Genomic DNA, 18,078 nt, shown 5'->3' on the forward strand with positions numbered 1-18,078 from the left:
GATCACGGCGCCGGCCGTTGCGGAGACGGTGCGTCGGAACGCTTGGGCTCAGGCTTGGGCTTGCGCTTTGCCGCATCGGCCGGCGGCGGATCCGGGCGCGTCTGCGGCGTCGGCACGGCCTGGGTGGCGGGCGAGATCGGAGGATTGCTCGCCGTTGCGTCGGCGGGCTTGGTCTCCGGCTGAGCCGACGGGGAAGCCTTGACGGGTGTCTGCGGAAACAGCTTGGCGATCTTCGCCGAGGGCCGCGGGTCGGGGAGGGGCATGGTGCGGCCGCGCGCCAATGGATCAAGACTCTTGGGCATCAGCATCACGAAACGAATCGGGTGTCGCATCCGGCCGGCCACCGCACCGGCCGCAGCGCCGGCGCCGAAATACAAATCGGCGCGTGCCGGACCGACGATCGCGGAGCCGGTATCCTGCGCCACCATCAGCCGGCGAAATCCCGTCCTGGCGCTCGCCGACTCGACCGGCAATTCGCCGGTGATGAAGAACGGCGTACCGTAGACGTGAAGCGCCTTGTCGACGGCGATCGAACGGCCGGCGGTGAGCGGCACGCCTTGGGCGCCGACCGCCTCGTCGTCGTCCTTCAGCTTGACCTCGCGGAAGAACACGTAGGAGCGGTTGGCGCGCCGCAGCTCCTTGGCGCCGTCCGGATTGGCGTCCATCCATTCGCGGATGCGCTGCATCGACATCTGCTCTTTGGGGATGATGCCGCGATCGATCAGCACGCGGCCGACCGGCGTGTAGGGGTAACCGTTATGTGCATCGTAATTGATGCGGACCACGCTGCCGTCCTCGAGCTTCACGCGTGCCGAGCCCTGGATCTGCGAGAACAGCAAGTCGGTCTGGCTCTTCAGCCAGCAGATCTCGAGACCGCGGCCAGCCACGGCGCCGTCTTCGATCGCGGCGCGGTCGTAATACGGTACCAGCTTGCGTCGGCCGATCTTGCGATACACCGGGCCACCGTTTGGAAGTGCGGCGTCCTGCGCGTAGCCACGCACGAACAGATTCGACGGCCGGCGATAGACCGGCACGTTGTAGACGTCGGTCTGCACCCGCGAGCCCTCGACCACCGGCTCGTAGTATCCGGTGACGAAGCCGGCCTCCTCGCCGAGCCGGGAAATCTCCACCGGCAGAAAATGCTGTTCAAAGAACTTGCGAGCCGCGGCATTGCCGGTGACGTCGGCGTTTCGCGCCGCGGCGCATGGCTCGGCCAGCGAGGCGCCGAGCGGCTTGCTGTCGGAAACGGTTTTGCTGCGAGCCGCCAGGATCGGCCGGCAGCTGACCCGAAAGGTCTTGAACGCCGCGAGCTGGTCGTCGTCATTCCAGCCGGCGACTTGATCCCAACTCACCGGCGCGTATTGGGCGCCGGGAATTTCGATCGGCCAAACTGGTTGGACGTGCCGTTTGGCGTGATGATGATGCTTCGGCGCAGAGTGCCGGGGCGCAGCGTCCGCCGACAACGGCGTCAACAGCAGCGCGGCGAGGGCACCGCGCACCCAGACGGCGCGCGGTGCGCCGCGCGGCTCACTGGCCGGCGCCGGTGCCAACCAGCTTCCAGTTCGGATCGCGCGAGCTGATGTCGCGGGCGAAGGTCCAGACGTCGGTGATGTCCGAAACCTTGTCGGGGGTACCATCGACGACCGCGCCGGTCTTGTCGCGGGTCACCGAAATCATCTGCGACACGAATCGCACGGTGAGCTGTGCGGTGTGATCGCGGACTTCAGCGCCGACCAGCTCCGCCTTCTCGATCGCCACGAAGCGGGTCTCGGTCTTGTACTCGTTCTTCTCGCGCTCCCTGATGGCGGCGTCGAAGCTGTCATAGACCTCGCTCGACAGCAGGTCCTTGAGAGAACGGCGATCGCCATTGGCGAACGCCATCACGATCATCTCGTACGCGCTTTTGGCGCCGGTCAGGAAATGATTGGCATCGAACGAGGAGTCCTGCAGCAACACGGCATTGAGGCCGTGGGCGAGCGGCGAGTCGGGCTCGGCAATGCCCTTCCAGCGATCCGACGGCGGCACCACGTCGGCGCTCGGCGCGGCAGGTGCCTGATCGATCACAGAGCCCGGCATCGGCACCACATTGGTGTCCGGCTTGCCGGGCAGCACGTCGCGCGCCGCGGCACGATCGAACGGCGGACGTTCGTTGCCGGTTTTTTGACCCAGCACGTTGCGCAGACGCAGGAAGATGAACACCGCAAGTGCCAGGAAGATGATGGTGTAGATATCCACGTCGCTTCACTTTCTCATCGGCGCCGGACCCGGCGCACAATGCGCCTGCGGACCGGCGGCCCAAATTCACGATGGGCCAGCTCCACATGTAGGGAGGAACTCGGCCCGTCCAATGCCGCGTTTTGGCACAGCCGGGCCAGTTGGCAAGTGCCGTCCCGTCGCGCCCGCGCCACGATCCGGCCGAATGTAGGCCCTTCGTCGCAACTGGGAAACCGGATCATTGTAAGAAAGTTCACGGCGCCAGTGATTTAGACGTGACCGACCGGTCGTCTTGGCGGCCCGACGCAACCGGCGATCGGCGGCGCTAGCACGTCGGTCGACCTTGTGGATGGCGGCGCGGCTATGTTAGCCACTCGCCGACAGATTCACCCGCTTATCCGCGTGGATGCCGCCCTGCGGCCACAGCCTCCCGCGCTCCAGGAGAATTTCGATGACCAATGGCAATGGTGCTCCTCCCGAGGGCGCTCCTCCGCAACTCAACGTGCTGGCGCAGTACACCAAGGACCTGTCGTTCGAGAACCCGAACGCCCCGGCCTCGCTGGCGCCGCAGCAGAACCAGCCGGCCATCAACATCCAGATCAATGTCGGCGCCAACAAGCTGGCCGACACCGAATACGAAGTGACGCTGTCGATCGAAGGCAAGGCCGAATCCGGCAGCAGCGTGCTGTTCAGCTTCGAGCTCGCCTATGCGGGCGTCTTCCGGATCGTCAACATTCCGGAAGAAAATCTGCACCCGCTGATCATGATCGAATGCCCGCGGCTGCTGTTCCCGTTCGCCCGCGAGATCATCGCCACCGCGGTCCGCGACGGCGGCTTCCCGCCCCTGATGCTCGACCCGGTCGATTTCGTCGGCCTGTATCGCCAGAACCTCGAGCGCGCTCAGGGTCAGCCGAGCTGAGATTCGGCTCGGGCCTCGATCCAAACGTTGTCATGGCCGGGCTTGTCCCGGCCATTTGCGTTCTGGGGGTGATGCGCTGGCGTTGGATGCCCGGACGAACCGGGGCGCGGCCGCTCAGGCGCCGGCCGTGTACTCGTTCCAGATCGCCTTCTCGCCCATCAGGCCGATGAAGGCGCGGTGGGCTTCCAGATCGCTCGCGGTGAGCCGTGGCACGAGCGCGATCGGCCGCTGCCGGCGCGGGGTGTCGCCGCCGACGCCAGTATGCTCCGTCGGCACTTCGGCGAGAATCAGCTGCGACTGCCGCGCGCCGATCAGGTCGATATAGACCTCGGCCAGCAGTTCGGCGTCGAGCAGCGCGCCGTGCTTGGTGCGGCGCGAATTATCGATGGCGTAGCGCGAGCACAGATCGTCGAGACGGTTGGACACGCCCGGATGCTTGCGCCGCGCCAGCAGCAGCGTGTCGACCAGCCGCTCGCGCGGGATCGCCACGCGCGACAGCCGCGCCAGTTCGGCATTGATGAAGCTGATGTCGAACGAGGCGTTGTGGATCACCAGCGGCGCGTCGCCGATGAAATCGAGAAACTGATCAGCAATCTGCGCGAACAGCGGCTTGTCGGCGAGAAATTCGGCCGACAGCCCGTGCACCGCGAAGGCCTCGGCCGGCATGTCCCGCTCGGGATTGATATATTGGTGATAGGTCTGGCCGGTCGGCATCCGGTTGTAGATCTCGACACAACCGATCTCGACCAGCCGATCGCCGCGGAGCGGATCGAGGCCGGTGGTTTCGGTATCGAGAACGATTTCACGCATGACAGATCAGCAGTCCGGCAACAGCGAAGCTCGCCGACTCACGGCCGGCGTCGCGGCATCTTAGCAGCGGCGGCGAGGATTTCCTGGATTCTGGCCCGCACCGGGTCGAGCCCGTGCGAGGTATCCACCACGAAATCGGCGCGCTTGCGCTTTTCGGCATCCGGCATCTGCCGCGCCAGGATGGCGTCGAGCTTGTCGGGCGTCATGTTCTCTCGCGCCAGAATGCGTTCGCGCTGCACGATCGGCGAAGTGGTGACCACCACCACCGCATCGACCCGCTTCTCGCCACCGGTCTCGAACAACAGCGGCACGTCGACAAGCGCGACGGCGGCGCCGGACGATTCGGCGTCGTCCAAGAAGGTTTGGTGATGCGAGCGCAGCATCGGGTGCACGATCTGCTCGAGCCGCTTCATCGCCGCGGCGTCGTGCACCACTTTCGCGGACAGTAGCGCGCGGTCGACCTTGCCGTTCACGACAGTGCCCGGAAAAGCCGCCTCGATCGCCGGCACCGCTTCGCCTTCGTAGATCTTATGCACGGTGGCGTCGGCATCATAGACCGGCACGCCGGCCTCTTCGAACAGCTTGGCGGTGGTCGACTTGCCCATTCCGATCGACCCGGTCAGCCCGAGCACCAGCATTGCTTCGCCTGCTCCCTAGAACGTCAGCAATTTCTGGCTACGCAGAAATGCCAGCAGAGGCAACAGCGGCAGGCCCAGAATGGTGAAGTGATCGCCATGGATGCCGTCGAACAAATGCACGCCGAGGCCTTCGACCTGGTAGCCGCCGACACTCGACAGCGCCTTGTCGCCGGCCTGATCCAGATAGGCGGAAATCTCGTCGTCGGTCAGCGGCCGCATCGTCATGCGGGCAATCACCACATCGGAAAACAGCGTGATGCCGCTACGCACCAGCGCGATCGCCGAATGCAGCTCGTGGCGACGGCCGGCGAGTTCGCGCAGCTGCTTGGCGGCCTCGGCGCGATCGGCCGGCTTGTTGAAGCCGCGAGCGCCGAGCGCCAGGGTCTGATCCGCGCCAAGCACCAGGCGGCCGGGATGGCGGTTCGAGACGAACGCCGCCTTCTCGCGCGCCAGCAGACCGGCGATCTCACCGGGCGAGGACAGGCCCGACGCTTTGGCAATCCCGCGCTCATCGATATCGGCGGGAATCGCCTCGAACGGGATTTCCGCCTGGGTCAGCAGCGCCTGCCGGGCGCGGCTTTGCGACGCCAGCACCAGCGGATGCGGCCCCAGCCACAGTGTCATTCCGACATCCTCTGACGCTGCCGATCGGCGAGCAGTTTCATGATCGCCGCGGCGGTTTCCTCGATCGATCGGCGGGTGACGTCGAGCAGCGCCCAGCCATATTTGGCGCTGAGCCGGCGTGCCAGCAACACTTCGTCGGTCACCGCCTGTTTGTCGATATAGGAATCGTTGCCAGTGCCGGCGCCGAGGCTGAGCAAGCGGTTCTGCCGCACCTGAATCAGCCGCTCGGGCGAGGCATGCAGGCTGACCACAAGGGGCTTTTTCAAAGTTTCGAGCTGATGCGGAATCGGAATGCCCGCGACCAGCGGCACGTTGGCAGTGCGGATGCCGCGATTCGCCAGATAGATCGAGGTCGGCGTCTTCGAGGTGCGTGACACCCCGACCAGCACTACGTCGGCTTCTTCCAGGCCTTCGACGTGCTGGCCGTCGTCGTGCATCATCGAATAGTTCAGCGCGTCGATGCGCTGGAAGTATTCGGCATTCAGGGTGTGCTGCGCGCCGACCCGGCCGGTGGTCGATGCGCCCAGATAGGCTTCGAACAGCTGCATCACCGGGCCGATGATCGACAGGCTCGGGCTGTTGATCTCCTGGCATTTGGCTTCGAGCCGGCTGACCAGTTCGCCCTCCAGCAAAGTGAACAGCACGATGCCCGGCGATTCCTCGATCTCCTGCAGCACGCGGTCGAGTTGCTTCTGGCTGCGCACCAGCGGGTAGACGTGTTCGACCGCATTGACGTTGGCGTATTGCGCCGCGACCGCGCGGGACACTGTGATCAGGGTCTCGCCGGTCGAATCCGACACCAGATGGAGGTGAAAATAGCTGCCGTCGGTCAGCATCATGACCCTGTGTATCCTGTGAACAACGGGGCGAACGCCGCCGGATTGCGACGCCGCGGCCGGACCGGGCGGGATAACCCGGCGTTTTCTTCACAGGCCTCGGGGTGAGGAAAGTGTCTCGGGATGAAGCCGAGGTTAACGGGTGAATGTGGATTTGTCTCTTGATAAAGCGACGACAAAAGGCCGAGTCAGGCCGTCGCACAGCGTTCGGCGCGTCTGGGACAGCGCCGGCCGCAGCCTGTGCAAATGTGAATCGCACAAGGACAAGCCGGGGCATCCGTTGCGCCGGCACTATTCACGTTCACTACGACTCAAACCCTAAGAATCTATAAATATTGTTTAGAAGGGTGGAGCTTGCGGAAAAGTCCGTCATCGCGCATTCGAGTAACGCGCGGTGAGGAACATCGGTTCCGATCCGGGACGCGACTGCTCCGCGATTGGCGACCCCATGCTCGACTGGACCGACGTCTACCTCTGGGTGAAGGCTCTGCATGTCGTCGCGGTGATCTCATGGATGGCCGGGATGCTCTACATGCCGCGGCTGTTCGTCTATCACTGCGCCGCCGAGGTTGGGTCGGTGCAGTCCGAAACCTTCAAGGTGATGGAGCGACGGCTGTATCGGGCGATCATGAACCCGGCCATGATGGTGGCCTGGGTGGCGGGCCTGGTGATCGCCTGGCAGCAGGGCTATTTCGTCGCCGGCTGGTTTCACGCCAAGCTCGCCGCGGTGGTGCTGATGACCGTGATTCACGTTCTGCTGGGCCGCTACGTGCGCGATTTCGCCGCAGATCGGAACACGCGATCGCATAAATTCTATCGGATTATCAACGAAGTACCGACCTTGTTGATGATCGGCGCGGTGATCTTCGTGGTGGTGAAGCCGTTCTGATGCCGCAAAATCGGGCGGCGCAGCGATATCGAACGCCTTGCGAAGCATCCGTTGATTTTCTATAGTTCGGGCGTCCCACCTAAAGCAGGCGAATGTGGTTGCGATCCGGTTCCGTTTTGGCCGGCCGCCGCATCGGGTTTGAAGCCTCTTCGCACCTTCCTTGCTCAAGACGTCGTCGACCTGAAGACCTGCGGACTCCCCGTATTTCCAGTCGCCGCTCTCTTCCGCTGACGAATCCCCTCTCTCGCTTTTCCACAGGACTATCCCAATGCGGGAAATGAAACTTCAAGACCTCAAGGCGAAGACGCCGGCCGAGCTCGTCTCGTTTGCGGAAGAGCTGGGGGTCGAGAACGCCAGCACGATGCGCAAGCAGGAACTGATGTTCGCCTGCCTGAAGCAGCTGTCGGCGAAAGAGACCGACATCATCGGCGAAGGCGTCGTCGAGGTGTTGTCCGACGGCTTCGGCTTCCTGCGCTCGCCGGATGCCAATTATCTGCCAGGCCCGGACGACATCTACGTCTCGCCGTCGCAGATCCGCCGCTTCGGTCTGCGCACCGGCGACACCATCGAGGGCCATATCCGCAGCCCGAAGGAAGGCGAACGCTACTTCGCGCTGCTCAAGGTCAACACGCTGAACTTCGAGGATCCCGAGAAGTCCAAGCACAAGGTCAATTTCGACAACCTCACGCCGCTGTTTCCGGACGAGCGCTTCCGGCTCGAGATCGACGATCCGACCCGCAAGGATCTGTCGGCCCGCGTCATCGACATCGTGGCGCCGATCGGCAAGGGCCAGCGCGCCCTGATCGTCGCGCCGCCGCGCACTGGTAAGACGGTGTTGATGCAGAACATCGCACACTCGATTACCGCCAATCATCCCGAGTGCTATCTGATCGTGCTGCTGATCGACGAGCGGCCCGAAGAAGTCACCGACATGCAGCGCTCGGTGAAGGGCGAGGTGGTGTCGTCGACCTTCGACGAGCCGGCGGTGCGCCACGTCCAGGTCGCCGAGATGGTGATCGAAAAGGCCAAGCGGCTCGTCGAGCACGGCCGCGACGTCGTGATCCTTCTCGACTCGATCACCCGCCTCGGCCGCGCCTACAACACCGTCGTGCCGTCCTCCGGCAAGGTGCTGACCGGCGGTGTCGACGCCAACGCACTGCAGCGCCCAAAGCGGTTCTTCGGCGCCGCGCGAAATATCGAAGAGGGTGGCTCGCTCACCATCATCGCCACCGCGCTGGTCGACACCGGCTCGCGCATGGACGAAGTGATCTTCGAAGAGTTCAAGGGCACCGGTAACAGCGAACTGATCCTTGACCGCAAGGTCTCGGACAAGCGCACCTTCCCGGCGATCGACATCTCGCGCTCCGGCACCCGCAAGGAAGAGCTGATCACCGATCCGCAGGTGCTGAAGAAGATGTACGTGCTGCGCCGCATCCTCAACCCGATGGGCACCATGGACGCGATCGACTTCCTGCTCGACAAGCTGCGCAACACCAAGAGCAACGCCGAGTTCTTCGAGTCGATGAACACCTGATCGTCGGCGACCATAACGATACGAAGGGCGCCCCGAAACGGGCGCCCTTTTTGTTTCGGCGTTGCGCCGGGCCGCGTAGCCCGGCAAGACAGCGCATGCATGCAAACGACCAGACCATCTTCGCGCTCGCCACGGGCCTGTTGCCGTCGGCGATCGCGATCGTGCGGATGTCCGGTCCGCGGGCTGGAGAGGTATTGAAGGCGGTGGCGGGCGAGTTGCCGCCGCCGCGAACGGCCCGCCAAGCCGCGCTTCGCGCGCACAGCGGCGGGCCGATCGACGACGCCCTGGTGCTGTGGTTTCCGGCGCCGAGCAGTGCGACCGGCGAGGACGTCGCCGAGTTTCACATTCACGGTGGCCGCGCTGTCCTGGCATCGCTGACGGCGGCGCTGTCGTCGTTCGACGATGTGCGGCCAGCGGAGCCCGGCGAATTTACCCGGCGCGCATTTGAGCACGGCAAGCTCGATTTGACCGAGGCGGAAGGGCTCGACGATCTGATCCATGCCGACACCGAGATGCAGCGGCGCCAGGCGATGCGGCAGCTCGGCGGGTTGCTCGGCGACCGCGCCCGGCAATGGCGTGCGCAGATCATCGAGGCGGCGGCTTTGATCGAGGCGGGGATCGATTTTTCCGACGAGGGCGATGTGCAGGGCGACCTGATGGCGCTGGCGTTTCGCAAGATCGCAGAGTTGCACAGCGAAATTTCAGAGGTTCTCGCAGCCGAGAGCAAGAGCGAACGGCTGCGCGACGGGCTGGTGGTTGCGATCGCCGGCGCGCCGAATGTCGGCAAGTCGACGCTGCTGAACCGACTGGCGCGCCGCGAGGTCGCGATTGTGTCGCCGCATGCCGGCACGACCCGGGACGTCATCGAGGTGCATCTCGACCTCGGCGGCTATCCGGTGACGCTGTTCGACACGGCCGGCATTCGCGACAGCACCGATCCGGTCGAGCAGGAGGGGATCCGTCGCGCCCAGGCCCGGGTCGGCGACGCGGATCTGGTGTTGTGGCTGGACGATGGGCGCGGCGAGGCGCGGCCGTCATGGCCGGACGGCACGGTTTGGCGTCTGCAGACCAAGGCGGACGTGAATCGAACTGCTTCGGCGGATGCTGGCATCAGGCTTCGGATTTCGGCGGCAACAGGCGAGGGGATCGACCTGTTGATTGCTGCGCTGCAGCAATTCGCGGCGGACTATTTTGGATCAAGCGAAGCTGGCGTCATTACGCGGCATCGGCACCGGGCTACATTGCAGGATGCTGCGAGTATGTTGCAATGCAGCATGAAGCCCGGGCTGGAGCCCGAGCTGGTGGCGGAAGAGCTTCGGCTCGCGAGCCGCTCGCTGGGGCGTTTGCTCGGGCGGGTCGATGTCGAGGACGTGTTGGGCGAGATTTTCGGGCGCTTCTGTATTGGGAAATAGACGGCGGGGGAACAGATGCCGTCGTCGCGTCCGCTTATGTTTCACGTGAAACAAGCCACCACGCGGTCCAGCTGATACCGCTTCAAAGTAGAGCGCTGGTGCGCTAGAAGCCAGCTATGCAGACAACTTTCGATGTCATCGTCATTGGCGGCGGTCATGCCGGCTGCGAGGCTGCGGCTGCAGCTGCGCGGACTGGCGCTCGCACCGCGCTGGTCACTCATCGTTTCGCCACGGTGGGAGCGATGTCGTGCAACCCGGCGATCGGCGGACTTGGGAAGGGGCACCTTGTTCGCGAGGTCGATGCGCTCGACGGGCTGATGGGCCGTGTCGCCGACGCCGGCGGCATTCAGTTTCGGATGCTCAACCGCCGCAAGGGTCCGGCAGTCCGCGGACCGCGGACCCAGGCTGACCGTAAGCTGTATGCGGCGGCGATGCAGACCGCGATCCAGGCGATTGCCAATCTGAAGGTGGTCGAGGGCGAGGCTGATGCGTTGCTGTCCGCCGACGGCCGCGTCACCGGCGTCCGCCTCGCCGATGGTCGGCAGCTGACGACCGGCGCGGTGGTCATCACCACCGGCACTTTTCTGCGCGGCCTGATCCACCTCGGGGAACAAAGCTGGCCGGCCGGCCGGATCGACGAGGCGCCCGCGCTCGGCCTCTCCGCCTCGTTCGAGACGCTGGGCTTCAGGCTTGGCCGTCTCAAGACCGGCACGCCGCCGCGGCTCGACGGCCGGACCATCGACTGGGGCGCGGTCGAGATGCAGCCGGGCGATGATCCGCCTGAGCCGTTCTCGGTGCTGACCGCCGCCATCACCACGCCGCAGATCGAATGCGGCATCACCCGGACGATGCCAGCGACCCACGAGGTGATCCGTGCCAATGTGCACCGCTCGCCAATGTATTCGGGGCAGATCCAGTCGACCGGGCCGCGCTACTGCCCATCGATTGAGGACAAGATCGTCAAGTTCGGCGACCGCGACGGCCATCAGATCTTCCTGGAGCCGGAAGGCCTCGACGATCCGACCGTTTATCCCAACGGGATCTCGACCTCGCTGCCGGAAGAGGTGCAGCGCGCGATCCTGACCACGATTCCGGGTCTGGAGCGGACCGTGATGATCCGGCCGGGCTACGCGATCGAATATGACCACGTCGATCCGCGCGAGCTGGAGCCGACGCTGCAGACCAAGAGGCTGCGGGGGCTGTTTTTGGCCGGCCAAATCAACGGCACGACGGGCTATGAAGAAGCCGCCGCGCAGGGACTGGTCGCAGGATTGAATGCGGCGCTGCGTGCGGGGGGAGGCGATCTGGCGGTGTTCGACCGCGCCGATGGCTATCTCGGCGTGATGATCGACGATCTGGTGACCCGCGGCATCACCGAACCGTACCGGATGTTCACCTCACGGGCCGAATATCGCCTGACGCTGCGCGCCGACAATGCCGACCAGCGCTTGACCGGCCGCGGCTTGGCGCTCGGCTGCGTCGGGACGGAAAGAGCGGCGTTTCACCGGTCCAAGATGGCCGCGCTGGCCGACGCCAAGGCGCTGGCGCGATCGCTCTCGATCACCCCGAACGAAGCCGCCCGACATGGGCTCGCACTCAATCGCGATGGCCAGCGCCGCTCGGCGTTCGATCTCTTATCCTACCCGGAGATCGGCTGGGAGCAGGTGAGGGCAATCTGGCCGGAACTGGGTGCCGTTTCGCCCACCATCGCCTGCCACGTCGAGATCGATGCCAAATACGACGTCTATCTGGAGCGGCAGAAGGCCGACGTCGAAGCTTTTCGGCGCGACGAGAGCCTATCGCTGGTCGATATCGACTACGCAGAAGTGCCCGGTTTGTCGAACGAGGCCCGCACCTGCTTGGAGCGGCATCGCCCCCATACGGTCGGGCAGGCGGGACGGCTCGACGGGATCACGCCGGCGGCGTTGGGTATTCTTGCCGCTTTCATCCGACGTGAAGCACGGAAACCTCGGGTGTCAGGGGCTCCATAGCTGTTTCACGTGAAACGCATACCATCTTGCCCTGTTTCACCGTGAAACATGGCGCGCCATCTATCTAACGGTAGCGAGGCGTCTACCCCACCTCTTCCGCAAGCGGGAGAAGGACCAGGCTGTGCTCGTATGACGGTCGTTCCGTTCAGCTGGATTCGGGATTTCGAGGCTACCTGAGCCGCTACGCCGAACGCCCCAGACTGGCCTAAACCAACCAATCAGCCTTCCGACCAACGTTTTACCTCCCAAAGCGCCCTCGCGCCGACTCTTCCGCCTACGTGTCAGGGTTTGGGTGAGGGCGACGCAAGCAACTGTAGCCCCATTCAAGCGTAGCCGGAATCACGCCGGCACCTTATGTGTAGGTCCTTACAGACGGAGCTCACGGCCGATGGCCACCCGCACGCAATCAACGATGCCATCTACCCGGCCGGATCAAGCCGACAAGGCGACTGCCTTAGCCCTCACTCCTGTTTCACGTGAAACAGGGCAGAGGCTGGAGGCCTATCTCGATCTGCTGAGGCAGTGGCAGGCGAAGACGAACCTCGTCGCCCCCTCTACTCTGCCCCAGTTGTGGACCCGGCATGTCGCCGACTCGCTGCAGCTGCTGAAGATCGCTCCGGACGCCCGCCGCTGGCTCGACTTCGGCAGCGGCGGTGGCTTCCCCGGTATCGTGCTGGCCTGCGCAATGGCCGAGGTGGGGGGCCACGTCACGCTGGTCGAGCGTATCGCCAAGAAGGCTGCGTTTCTGCGCGAGGCGCTGCGCGTGACCCAGTCTCCAGGCACCGTCATCCTGGGGGACATCGGGGATAGTGTGGATAGGTTTCCGAAGCCGTTGGATTGCATCACCGCGCGCGCGGTCGCTCCGTTACACCAACTCATCGGTTTCGCCCAACCCCTGATGTCCGAAAACACGCGTGTGCTGTTTTTGAAGGGCCAAGATGTAGAGGCGGAATTGACGGAAGCTACCAAGTATTGGAAGATCGAGCCGCGCTTGCACGCCAGCCTCACGGGCGGTCAAGGGTGGGTGGTCGACCTCGATAGGATTGACCGTCAACCCCTCACCGCCAGCAAAGACTCCGCGCATGACCATCATTGATGAGATTTATCAAGGGGATAGGGCAGTGACCGAGCCCGGACGTCCGCGCATTATCGCGCTCGCCAATCAGAAGGGCGGGGTTGGGAAAACCACGACCGCGATTAATCTCGGCACCGCGCTGGCCGCGATCGGCGAGCGGGTGCTGATCGTCGACCTCGATCCACAGGGCAACGCCTCGACCGGCCTTGGCATCGATCGCCGCGATCGCAGCACCTCGACCTACGACGTGCTGGCCGGCGAAGCGCCGCTGCGCGACGCGGTGGTGGCGACCGCGGTCCCGCGGCTGCATATCGCCGCCTCGACCATGGACCTGTCCGGCCTCGAACTCGAACTCGGCCATTCGCGCGATCGCGCGTTCCGGCTGCGCGACGCGATCGGGATGCTCAACAAGGATATCGATCCGCCGCTCGACTACACCTACGTGCTGATCGACTGCCCGCCGTCGCTGAACCTGCTCACCGTCAACGCGATGGCGGCCGCGGATGCGATCCTGGTGCCGCTGCAGTGCGAGTTCTTCGCGCTCGAAGGTTTGTCGCAGCTGTTGCAGACCGTCGAACAGGTGCGCTCGACGCTCAATCCGGAGCTGACCATTCACGGCATCGTGCTGACGATGTTCGACAGCCGCAACAATCTGTCGAGCCAGGTCGTCGCCGACGTTCGCCAGTTCATGGGCAAAAAGGTCTACGACACCATGATCCCGCGCAACGTCCGCATCTCGGAAGCGCCGAGCCATGGCAAGCCGGTGCTGGTCTACGATCTGAAATGCGTCGGCAGCGAAGCCTATCTGAAGCTCGCCACCGAAGTGATCCAGCGCGAACGCGAACTACGCACGACGCATTGAGGCGATGACCGCGCGCGGAAATGCCGTGCGTAGTCATCCTTCGAGGCGCGCAAGGGCGCGCACCTCAGGATGACGGAAACGCTTTGATCGCGCCGTCAACTGCAGCGTCATCCTGAGGCGCGAGGGGCGCAGCCCCGAGCCTCGAAGGATGAGCCACAGGTGCGGAGCGCGAACGGCAACTAACAACTCTGCGTCATCCGCGATGACGAAGCACGACCATGTAATGCGGAGTAGCGACGTGAAGGCAAGGGAGACGGCGATGGCCGATGAGCAGCGGTCGCGGTTGGGGCGGGGGCTGGCGAGCCTGATAGGAGACGTCGGCGGCGAGGCTGCGCATGTCGAGCGGCCGCGCGGTCAGCGCAAGGTGCCGATCGAGTTTATCAAGGCCAATCCGCGCAACCCGCGGCGTAACTTCACCGACGCCGAACTCAGCGAACTAACTGAGTCGATCAAGCAGCATGGCGTGATCCAGCCGATCGTGGTGCGGCCGGTGAAGGGCGCCAGCGATCGTTTCGAGATCATCGCCGGCGAACGTCGCTGGCGCGCGGCGCAGCGCGCCGGCTTGCACGAAGTACCGATCGTGCCGGTCGATGTCTCGGACGCGCTGGCGCTCGAGATCGCAATCGTCGAGAACGTACAGCGCGAGGATCTGAACCCGCTCGAAGAGGCGCTCGGGTATCACGCGCTCGCCACCGAGTTCAAGCGCAGTCAGGACGACATCGCCAAGATCGTCGGCAAGAGCCGCAGCCACGTCGCCAACATGATGCGCCTGACCAAGCTGCCCGAGGACGTCCAGGCGCTGATCGCCGCCGGCGATCTCAGCATGGGTCATGCCCGCGCGCTGATCGGCGTGCCGGATCCGTCGGCCGTCGCCCAGCGCATCATCGCCGAAGGGCTCAATGTGCGGCAGACCGAAGCGCTTGCACATGACGAGGGCGTCCCGGAACGCAAGCCGCAGAAGCCGCGCGCTGCGACGACGGTGAAGGCACCGAAGGACACCGATACGCTTGCGCTCGAGAAGCGCATCAGCGACGCGCTCGGCATGAAGCTGACCATTGACGATCACGATGGCGCCGGCACGGTGCAGATCCGCTACGCCGATCTCGACCAGCTCGACGATATCATCCGCCGCCTGGAGGCGGGTGGTTAGTCTCCCGTCGTGGCCCTGGTTCCATTGTCGGAACAAGCTGCGCTTGCTGCGATGGGCCCGGGCATGATAGTCCGGCGCGCCTTCACGGCGCCGGCGCCGCAGCGCCCGCTGCTGTCAGTAAGCCTCGCCCTCTCATCCCCACGGACAGATCTCGATGACCCCAGCCAAATATGACGTCCTCGCCATCGGCAACGCGCTGTTCGACGTGCTGGTGCGCACCGAGGACGATTTCCTGGTCCGCCACGGCATGGCAAAGGGCGGCATGGCGCTGATCGATCAGGCCCAGGCGGCGGCGATCTATGCCGACATGGGGATGGCGACGGAAATCTCCGGCGGCTCGGCCGCCAACACCATCGTCGGCCTCGCATCGTTCGGCGCACGGACTGCTTACGTCGGCAAGATCAAGGACGACCAGATCGGCAAGCTCTACGCCCACGACATCCGCGCCGCCGGCGTGGCGTTCGATACCAGGCCGGCGGCTGATGGCCCGGCGACCGGCTGCTCCTACATCCTGGTGACACCGGATGGCGAGCGCACCATGAATACTTATTTGGGCGCCGCGCAGGATCTGGCGCCGGCCGATATCGACGAGGCGCAAATCGCCGCCGCGTCGATCGTGTATCTCGAAGGCTATCTGTGGGATCCGCCGCAGGCCAAGGAAGCGTTCCTGAAGGCCTCGAAGATTGCCCATGGCGCCGGCCGCAAGGTGGCGCTGACGCTGTCGGATGCGTTCTGCGTCGACCGCTATCGCGCCGAATTCCTCGAGCTGATGCGTAGCAAGACCGTCGATCTGATCTTCGCCAACGAGTCGGAACTTCACGCGTTGTATCAGACCTCGGACTTCGACACCGCGCTGAAGGCGCTCGGCCTGGACGTCGCGCTCGGCGTGGTGACGCGCAGCGAGAAGGGCTGCGCGGTGGTCGAGGGCGACAGCGTCACGCTGGTGCCGGCCGCCTCGATCGAGCAACTCGTCGACACCACCGGCGCCGGCGATCTGTTCGCCGCCGGCTTCCTGTTCGGCCTGGTGCGCAATGCCGGCTATGAGAATGCCGGCCGCCTCGGCGCGCTCGCCGCCGCCGAAGTCATCCAGCACATCGGCGCCAGACCGCAAGTGTCGCTGAAGGACCTGGCGCAGCAGCACGGGCTGCCGGTGTAGTTCGCGTCGATACGGCGGGCCTTTGAACACAGCCTCTCTTTTGTCATTCCGGGGCGCGAGCGCAGCTCGCGACCTCGGAATCCATAACCTGTGTCTTTGCTAATTCTGCAAAGGGCCGCCGCCGTGCCTCACCGCGAGTCCAGGGAGTATCGATTCCGGGCTCGCGCTTCGCGCGACCCGGAATGACGAACGCGAAATTGTCGAACTAACTACGCCGTCTTCATCGCCTTCAGCCCGAGCTTCTCTTCCACCTTCTCGCGCATCACGAACTTCTGGATCTTTCCCGTCACCGTCATCGGGAACTCGTCGACGAATTCGACGTAGCGCGGGATCTTGTTGTGGGCGATCTGGCCCTGGCAGAAGGCGCGGATGTCGTCGGCGGTGAGGGTCTCGCCGGGACGCGTGCGGACCCAGGCGCACAGCTCCTCGCCATAGCGTTCGTCGGCGACACCGAAGATCTGCACGTCCTGGATCTTCGGATGGCGATACAGGAATTCCTCGATCTCGCGCGGATACAAATTCTCGCCGCCGCGGATCACCATGTCCTTGATGCGGCCGACGATGTTGCAAAAACCTTCATTGTCGATCACCGCGAGATCACCGGTGTGCATCCAGCCGGCGGCGTCGAGCACGTCGGCGGTCTTCTCGGCTTCGTCCCAATAGCCGAGCATCACGCTGTAGCCGCGGGTGCAGAGTTCGCCGCGCATCCCGCGCGGCACGATGCGGCCTTCGAGATCGATCACCTTGACCTCGACATGCGGATGGATGCGACCGACCGTCGACACACGCCGTTCCTCCGGATCGTCGACCGCGCTCTGAAAGCTGACCGGGCTGGTCTCGGTCATGCCGTAGGCGATCGTCACTTCGCGCATGTTCATCGCATCGTTCACACGGCGCATCACTTCGACCGGGCAGGGCGCGCCCGCCATGATGCCGGTGCGCAACGACGATAGATCGAAGCTGGCGAATTGCGGATGATCGAGCTCGGCGATGAACATCGTCGGCACGCCATACAGCGCGGTGCATTTCTCTTGCGCTGCCGTCTGCAGCGTTGCCAGCGGATCGAACCCTTCACCCGGATACACCATGGTGGCGCCGGAAGTAACTGACGCCAGATTGCCCATCACCATGCCAAAGCAATGATACAGCGGCACCGGAATGCAGATGCGGTCCTGTGCCGTCAGCTTCATGGCGCGGCCGACGAAGTAACCGTTATTGAGGATGTTGTGATGCGTCAGCGTCACGCCTTTGGGCGAGCCGGTGGTGCCGCTGGTGAACTGGATGTTGACCGCGTCGTCGAACTGCAGTTCGCCGGCGAGTTGCGCGATCATCTGACGATGGCGGTCGCCCCCCATCGTGGCCACATCGTCGAACGCGATCGTGCCCGGCGCCTTCGGCCCGCCGATTTGAATCACCGCGCGCAGTTGCGGCAGCTTGGCGGATGTCAGCGCGCCGGGCTGCGAGCGCGCCAGCTCGGGAAGCAGCGTGTTCAGCATCTCCATATAGGCGGAGGTCTTGAACGCCGTCGCGGTCACCAACGCGGCGCAGCCGACCTTGGCGAGCGCGAATTCGAGTTCGCTCAGCCGATAGGCCGGATTGATCGTCACGAGGATCAGGCCCGCTTTGGCGGCAGCGAATTGCGTCAGCGTCCATTCCGGCCGATTCATCGACCACACGCCGATGCGTTCGCCGCGCTGCAGGCCGAGCGCGAGAAAGCCCGCGGCGAGTGCATCGACGCGCTGCGCAAACTCACGCCAAGTCCAGCGCACGTCGTGGTTCGGCGACACCAGCGCTTCGCGTTCCGGCCATTGCGGCGCGGCAAGGTCGAGCGCCTGGCCGATGGTGATGCCGAGTAGCGGCACGTCGGACACGCCGCAAACGTAGCTTGGAGCCTTGTTGCCGGAGGAGTTGCCGCCTGAAGTCTGGTGAGTCACGCCTGGTCTCCTCCTTGCGCGCCGGTTTTGATCG

At 64.5% G+C, this 18,078-nt stretch carries 16 protein-coding genes; 9 read left to right on the forward strand and 7 right to left on the reverse strand.

Going from position 1 to position 18,078, the window contains the following annotated elements:
- Positions 1-2: 2 nt before the first annotated feature.
- Both D4Q52_RS08945 and D4Q52_RS08950 read right to left on the reverse strand, forming a co-directional pair.
- Positions 3-1,550: an MltA domain-containing protein gene (locus D4Q52_RS08945; protein WP_234831125.1), complete on the reverse strand. Its 1,548-nt coding sequence runs from the start codon at positions 1,548-1,550 to the stop codon at positions 3-5.
- Complete coding sequence (locus D4Q52_RS08950) at positions 1,528-2,235, reverse strand: Tim44/TimA family putative adaptor protein (RefSeq protein ID WP_119856192.1); 708 nt, start codon at positions 2,233-2,235, stop codon at positions 1,528-1,530. The genes D4Q52_RS08945 and D4Q52_RS08950 overlap by 23 nt, the downstream gene beginning before the upstream one ends.
- Positions 2,236-2,665: 430 nt before the next feature.
- Between D4Q52_RS08950 and secB the strand changes: the two genes are divergently transcribed.
- The gene (gene secB / locus D4Q52_RS08955; RefSeq protein ID WP_119856193.1) at positions 2,666-3,133 is read left to right on the forward strand and encodes a protein-export chaperone SecB; all 468 of its coding nucleotides are present in this window, start codon (positions 2,666-2,668) and stop codon (positions 3,131-3,133) included.
- A gap of 114 nt (positions 3,134-3,247) precedes the next feature.
- Here the strand turns inward: secB and dnaQ are convergent, their stop codons facing one another.
- The 4 genes from dnaQ to D4Q52_RS08975 are packed head-to-tail and all read right to left on the reverse strand — an operon-like array spanning position 3,248 to position 6,041.
- Positions 3,248-3,943 carry a DNA polymerase III subunit epsilon gene (dnaQ, locus tag D4Q52_RS08960; RefSeq protein ID WP_119856194.1) on the reverse strand — a complete coding sequence of 232 codons (696 nt, stop codon included), beginning with the start codon at positions 3,941-3,943 and terminating at the stop codon, positions 3,248-3,250.
- A 38-nt stretch (positions 3,944-3,981) separates the two neighbouring features.
- Complete coding sequence (gene coaE / locus D4Q52_RS08965; RefSeq protein WP_119856195.1) at positions 3,982-4,581, reverse strand: dephospho-CoA kinase; 600 nt, start codon at positions 4,579-4,581, stop codon at positions 3,982-3,984.
- 15 nt (positions 4,582-4,596) lie between these two features.
- Complete coding sequence (locus tag D4Q52_RS08970) at positions 4,597-5,205, reverse strand: Maf family protein (RefSeq protein WP_119856196.1); 609 nt, start codon at positions 5,203-5,205, stop codon at positions 4,597-4,599.
- Complete coding sequence (locus D4Q52_RS08975; protein ID WP_119856245.1) at positions 5,202-6,041, reverse strand: pyruvate, water dikinase regulatory protein; 840 nt, start codon at positions 6,039-6,041, stop codon at positions 5,202-5,204. Before D4Q52_RS08975 ends, D4Q52_RS08970 begins: the two co-directional genes overlap by 4 nt.
- Before the next feature lie 448 nt (positions 6,042-6,489).
- Here D4Q52_RS08975 and hemJ point away from each other — a divergent pair, with 448 nt between their 5' ends.
- The 8 genes from hemJ to D4Q52_RS09015 all read left to right on the forward strand — a co-directional run bounded on the left by hemJ (position 6,490) and on the right by D4Q52_RS09015 (position 16,110).
- Positions 6,490-6,930 carry a protoporphyrinogen oxidase HemJ gene (gene hemJ, locus D4Q52_RS08980; protein WP_119856197.1) on the forward strand — a complete coding sequence of 147 codons (441 nt, stop codon included), beginning with the start codon at positions 6,490-6,492 and terminating at the stop codon, positions 6,928-6,930.
- 268 nt (positions 6,931-7,198) lie between these two features.
- Positions 7,199-8,464 carry a transcription termination factor Rho gene (gene rho, locus D4Q52_RS08985; RefSeq protein ID WP_054162154.1) on the forward strand — a complete coding sequence of 422 codons (1,266 nt, stop codon included), beginning with the start codon at positions 7,199-7,201 and terminating at the stop codon, positions 8,462-8,464.
- 95 nt (positions 8,465-8,559) lie between these two features.
- The gene (mnmE, locus tag D4Q52_RS08990) at positions 8,560-9,876 is read left to right on the forward strand and encodes a tRNA uridine-5-carboxymethylaminomethyl(34) synthesis GTPase MnmE (RefSeq protein WP_119856198.1); all 1,317 of its coding nucleotides are present in this window, start codon (positions 8,560-8,562) and stop codon (positions 9,874-9,876) included.
- A gap of 116 nt (positions 9,877-9,992) precedes the next feature.
- The gene (gene mnmG, locus D4Q52_RS08995; protein WP_119856199.1) at positions 9,993-11,867 is read left to right on the forward strand and encodes a tRNA uridine-5-carboxymethylaminomethyl(34) synthesis enzyme MnmG; all 1,875 of its coding nucleotides are present in this window, start codon (positions 9,993-9,995) and stop codon (positions 11,865-11,867) included.
- Between the two features lie 388 nt (positions 11,868-12,255).
- The gene (gene rsmG, locus D4Q52_RS09000) at positions 12,256-12,963 is read left to right on the forward strand and encodes a 16S rRNA (guanine(527)-N(7))-methyltransferase RsmG (protein ID WP_119856200.1); all 708 of its coding nucleotides are present in this window, start codon (positions 12,256-12,258) and stop codon (positions 12,961-12,963) included.
- A complete protein-coding gene (locus D4Q52_RS09005; protein WP_119856201.1) occupies positions 12,950-13,804 on the forward strand; it encodes a ParA family protein in 855 nt (284 codons plus the stop codon). The genes rsmG and D4Q52_RS09005 overlap by 14 nt, the downstream gene beginning before the upstream one ends.
- 259 nt (positions 13,805-14,063) lie before the next feature.
- Positions 14,064-14,954 carry a ParB/RepB/Spo0J family partition protein gene (locus tag D4Q52_RS09010; RefSeq protein WP_119856202.1) on the forward strand — a complete coding sequence of 297 codons (891 nt, stop codon included), beginning with the start codon at positions 14,064-14,066 and terminating at the stop codon, positions 14,952-14,954.
- A 154-nt stretch (positions 14,955-15,108) separates the two neighbouring features.
- Positions 15,109-16,110: an adenosine kinase gene (locus tag D4Q52_RS09015; RefSeq protein WP_119856203.1), complete on the forward strand. Its 1,002-nt coding sequence runs from the start codon at positions 15,109-15,111 to the stop codon at positions 16,108-16,110.
- A 209-nt stretch (positions 16,111-16,319) separates the two neighbouring features.
- Here the strand turns inward: D4Q52_RS09015 and D4Q52_RS09020 are convergent, their stop codons facing one another.
- Entirely contained in the window at positions 16,320-18,044 is a 1,725-nt protein-coding gene (locus D4Q52_RS09020; protein ID WP_119856204.1) for an AMP-binding protein, read from the reverse strand.
- Between the last annotated feature and the right edge of the window lie 34 nt (positions 18,045-18,078).

This window comes from Rhodopseudomonas palustris (genome assembly GCF_003591005.1).
Classification (GTDB): domain Bacteria; phylum Pseudomonadota; class Alphaproteobacteria; order Rhizobiales; family Xanthobacteraceae; genus Rhodopseudomonas; species Rhodopseudomonas palustris_K.

Excerpts from the sequence above, each read along its gene's own strand:
- D4Q52_RS09005 (WP_119856201.1), top strand. The coding sequence starts at position 12,950 with ATGACCATCATTGATGAGATTTATCAAGGGGATAGGGCAGTGACCGAG.
- D4Q52_RS09010 (WP_119856202.1), top strand. The coding sequence starts at position 14,064 with ATGGCCGATGAGCAGCGGTCGCGGTTGGGGCGGGGGCTGGCGAGCCTG.
- mnmG (WP_119856199.1), top strand. The coding sequence starts at position 9,993 with ATGCAGACAACTTTCGATGTCATCGTCATTGGCGGCGGTCATGCCGGC.
- dnaQ (WP_119856194.1), bottom strand. The coding sequence starts at position 3,943 with ATGCGTGAAATCGTTCTCGATACCGAAACCACCGGCCTCGATCCGCTC.
- rho (WP_054162154.1), top strand. The coding sequence starts at position 7,199 with ATGCGGGAAATGAAACTTCAAGACCTCAAGGCGAAGACGCCGGCCGAG.
- rsmG (WP_119856200.1), top strand. The coding sequence starts at position 12,256 with ATGGCCACCCGCACGCAATCAACGATGCCATCTACCCGGCCGGATCAA.
- D4Q52_RS09015 (WP_119856203.1), top strand. The coding sequence starts at position 15,109 with ATGACCCCAGCCAAATATGACGTCCTCGCCATCGGCAACGCGCTGTTC.
- coaE (WP_119856195.1), bottom strand. The coding sequence starts at position 4,581 with ATGCTGGTGCTCGGGCTGACCGGGTCGATCGGAATGGGCAAGTCGACC.
- hemJ (WP_119856197.1), top strand. The coding sequence starts at position 6,490 with ATGCTCGACTGGACCGACGTCTACCTCTGGGTGAAGGCTCTGCATGTC.
- secB (WP_119856193.1), top strand. The coding sequence starts at position 2,666 with ATGACCAATGGCAATGGTGCTCCTCCCGAGGGCGCTCCTCCGCAACTC.
- D4Q52_RS08970 (WP_119856196.1), bottom strand. The coding sequence starts at position 5,205 with ATGACACTGTGGCTGGGGCCGCATCCGCTGGTGCTGGCGTCGCAAAGC.
- D4Q52_RS08975 (WP_119856245.1), bottom strand. The coding sequence starts at position 6,041 with ATGCTGACCGACGGCAGCTATTTTCACCTCCATCTGGTGTCGGATTCG.
- mnmE (WP_119856198.1), top strand. The coding sequence starts at position 8,560 with ATGCATGCAAACGACCAGACCATCTTCGCGCTCGCCACGGGCCTGTTG.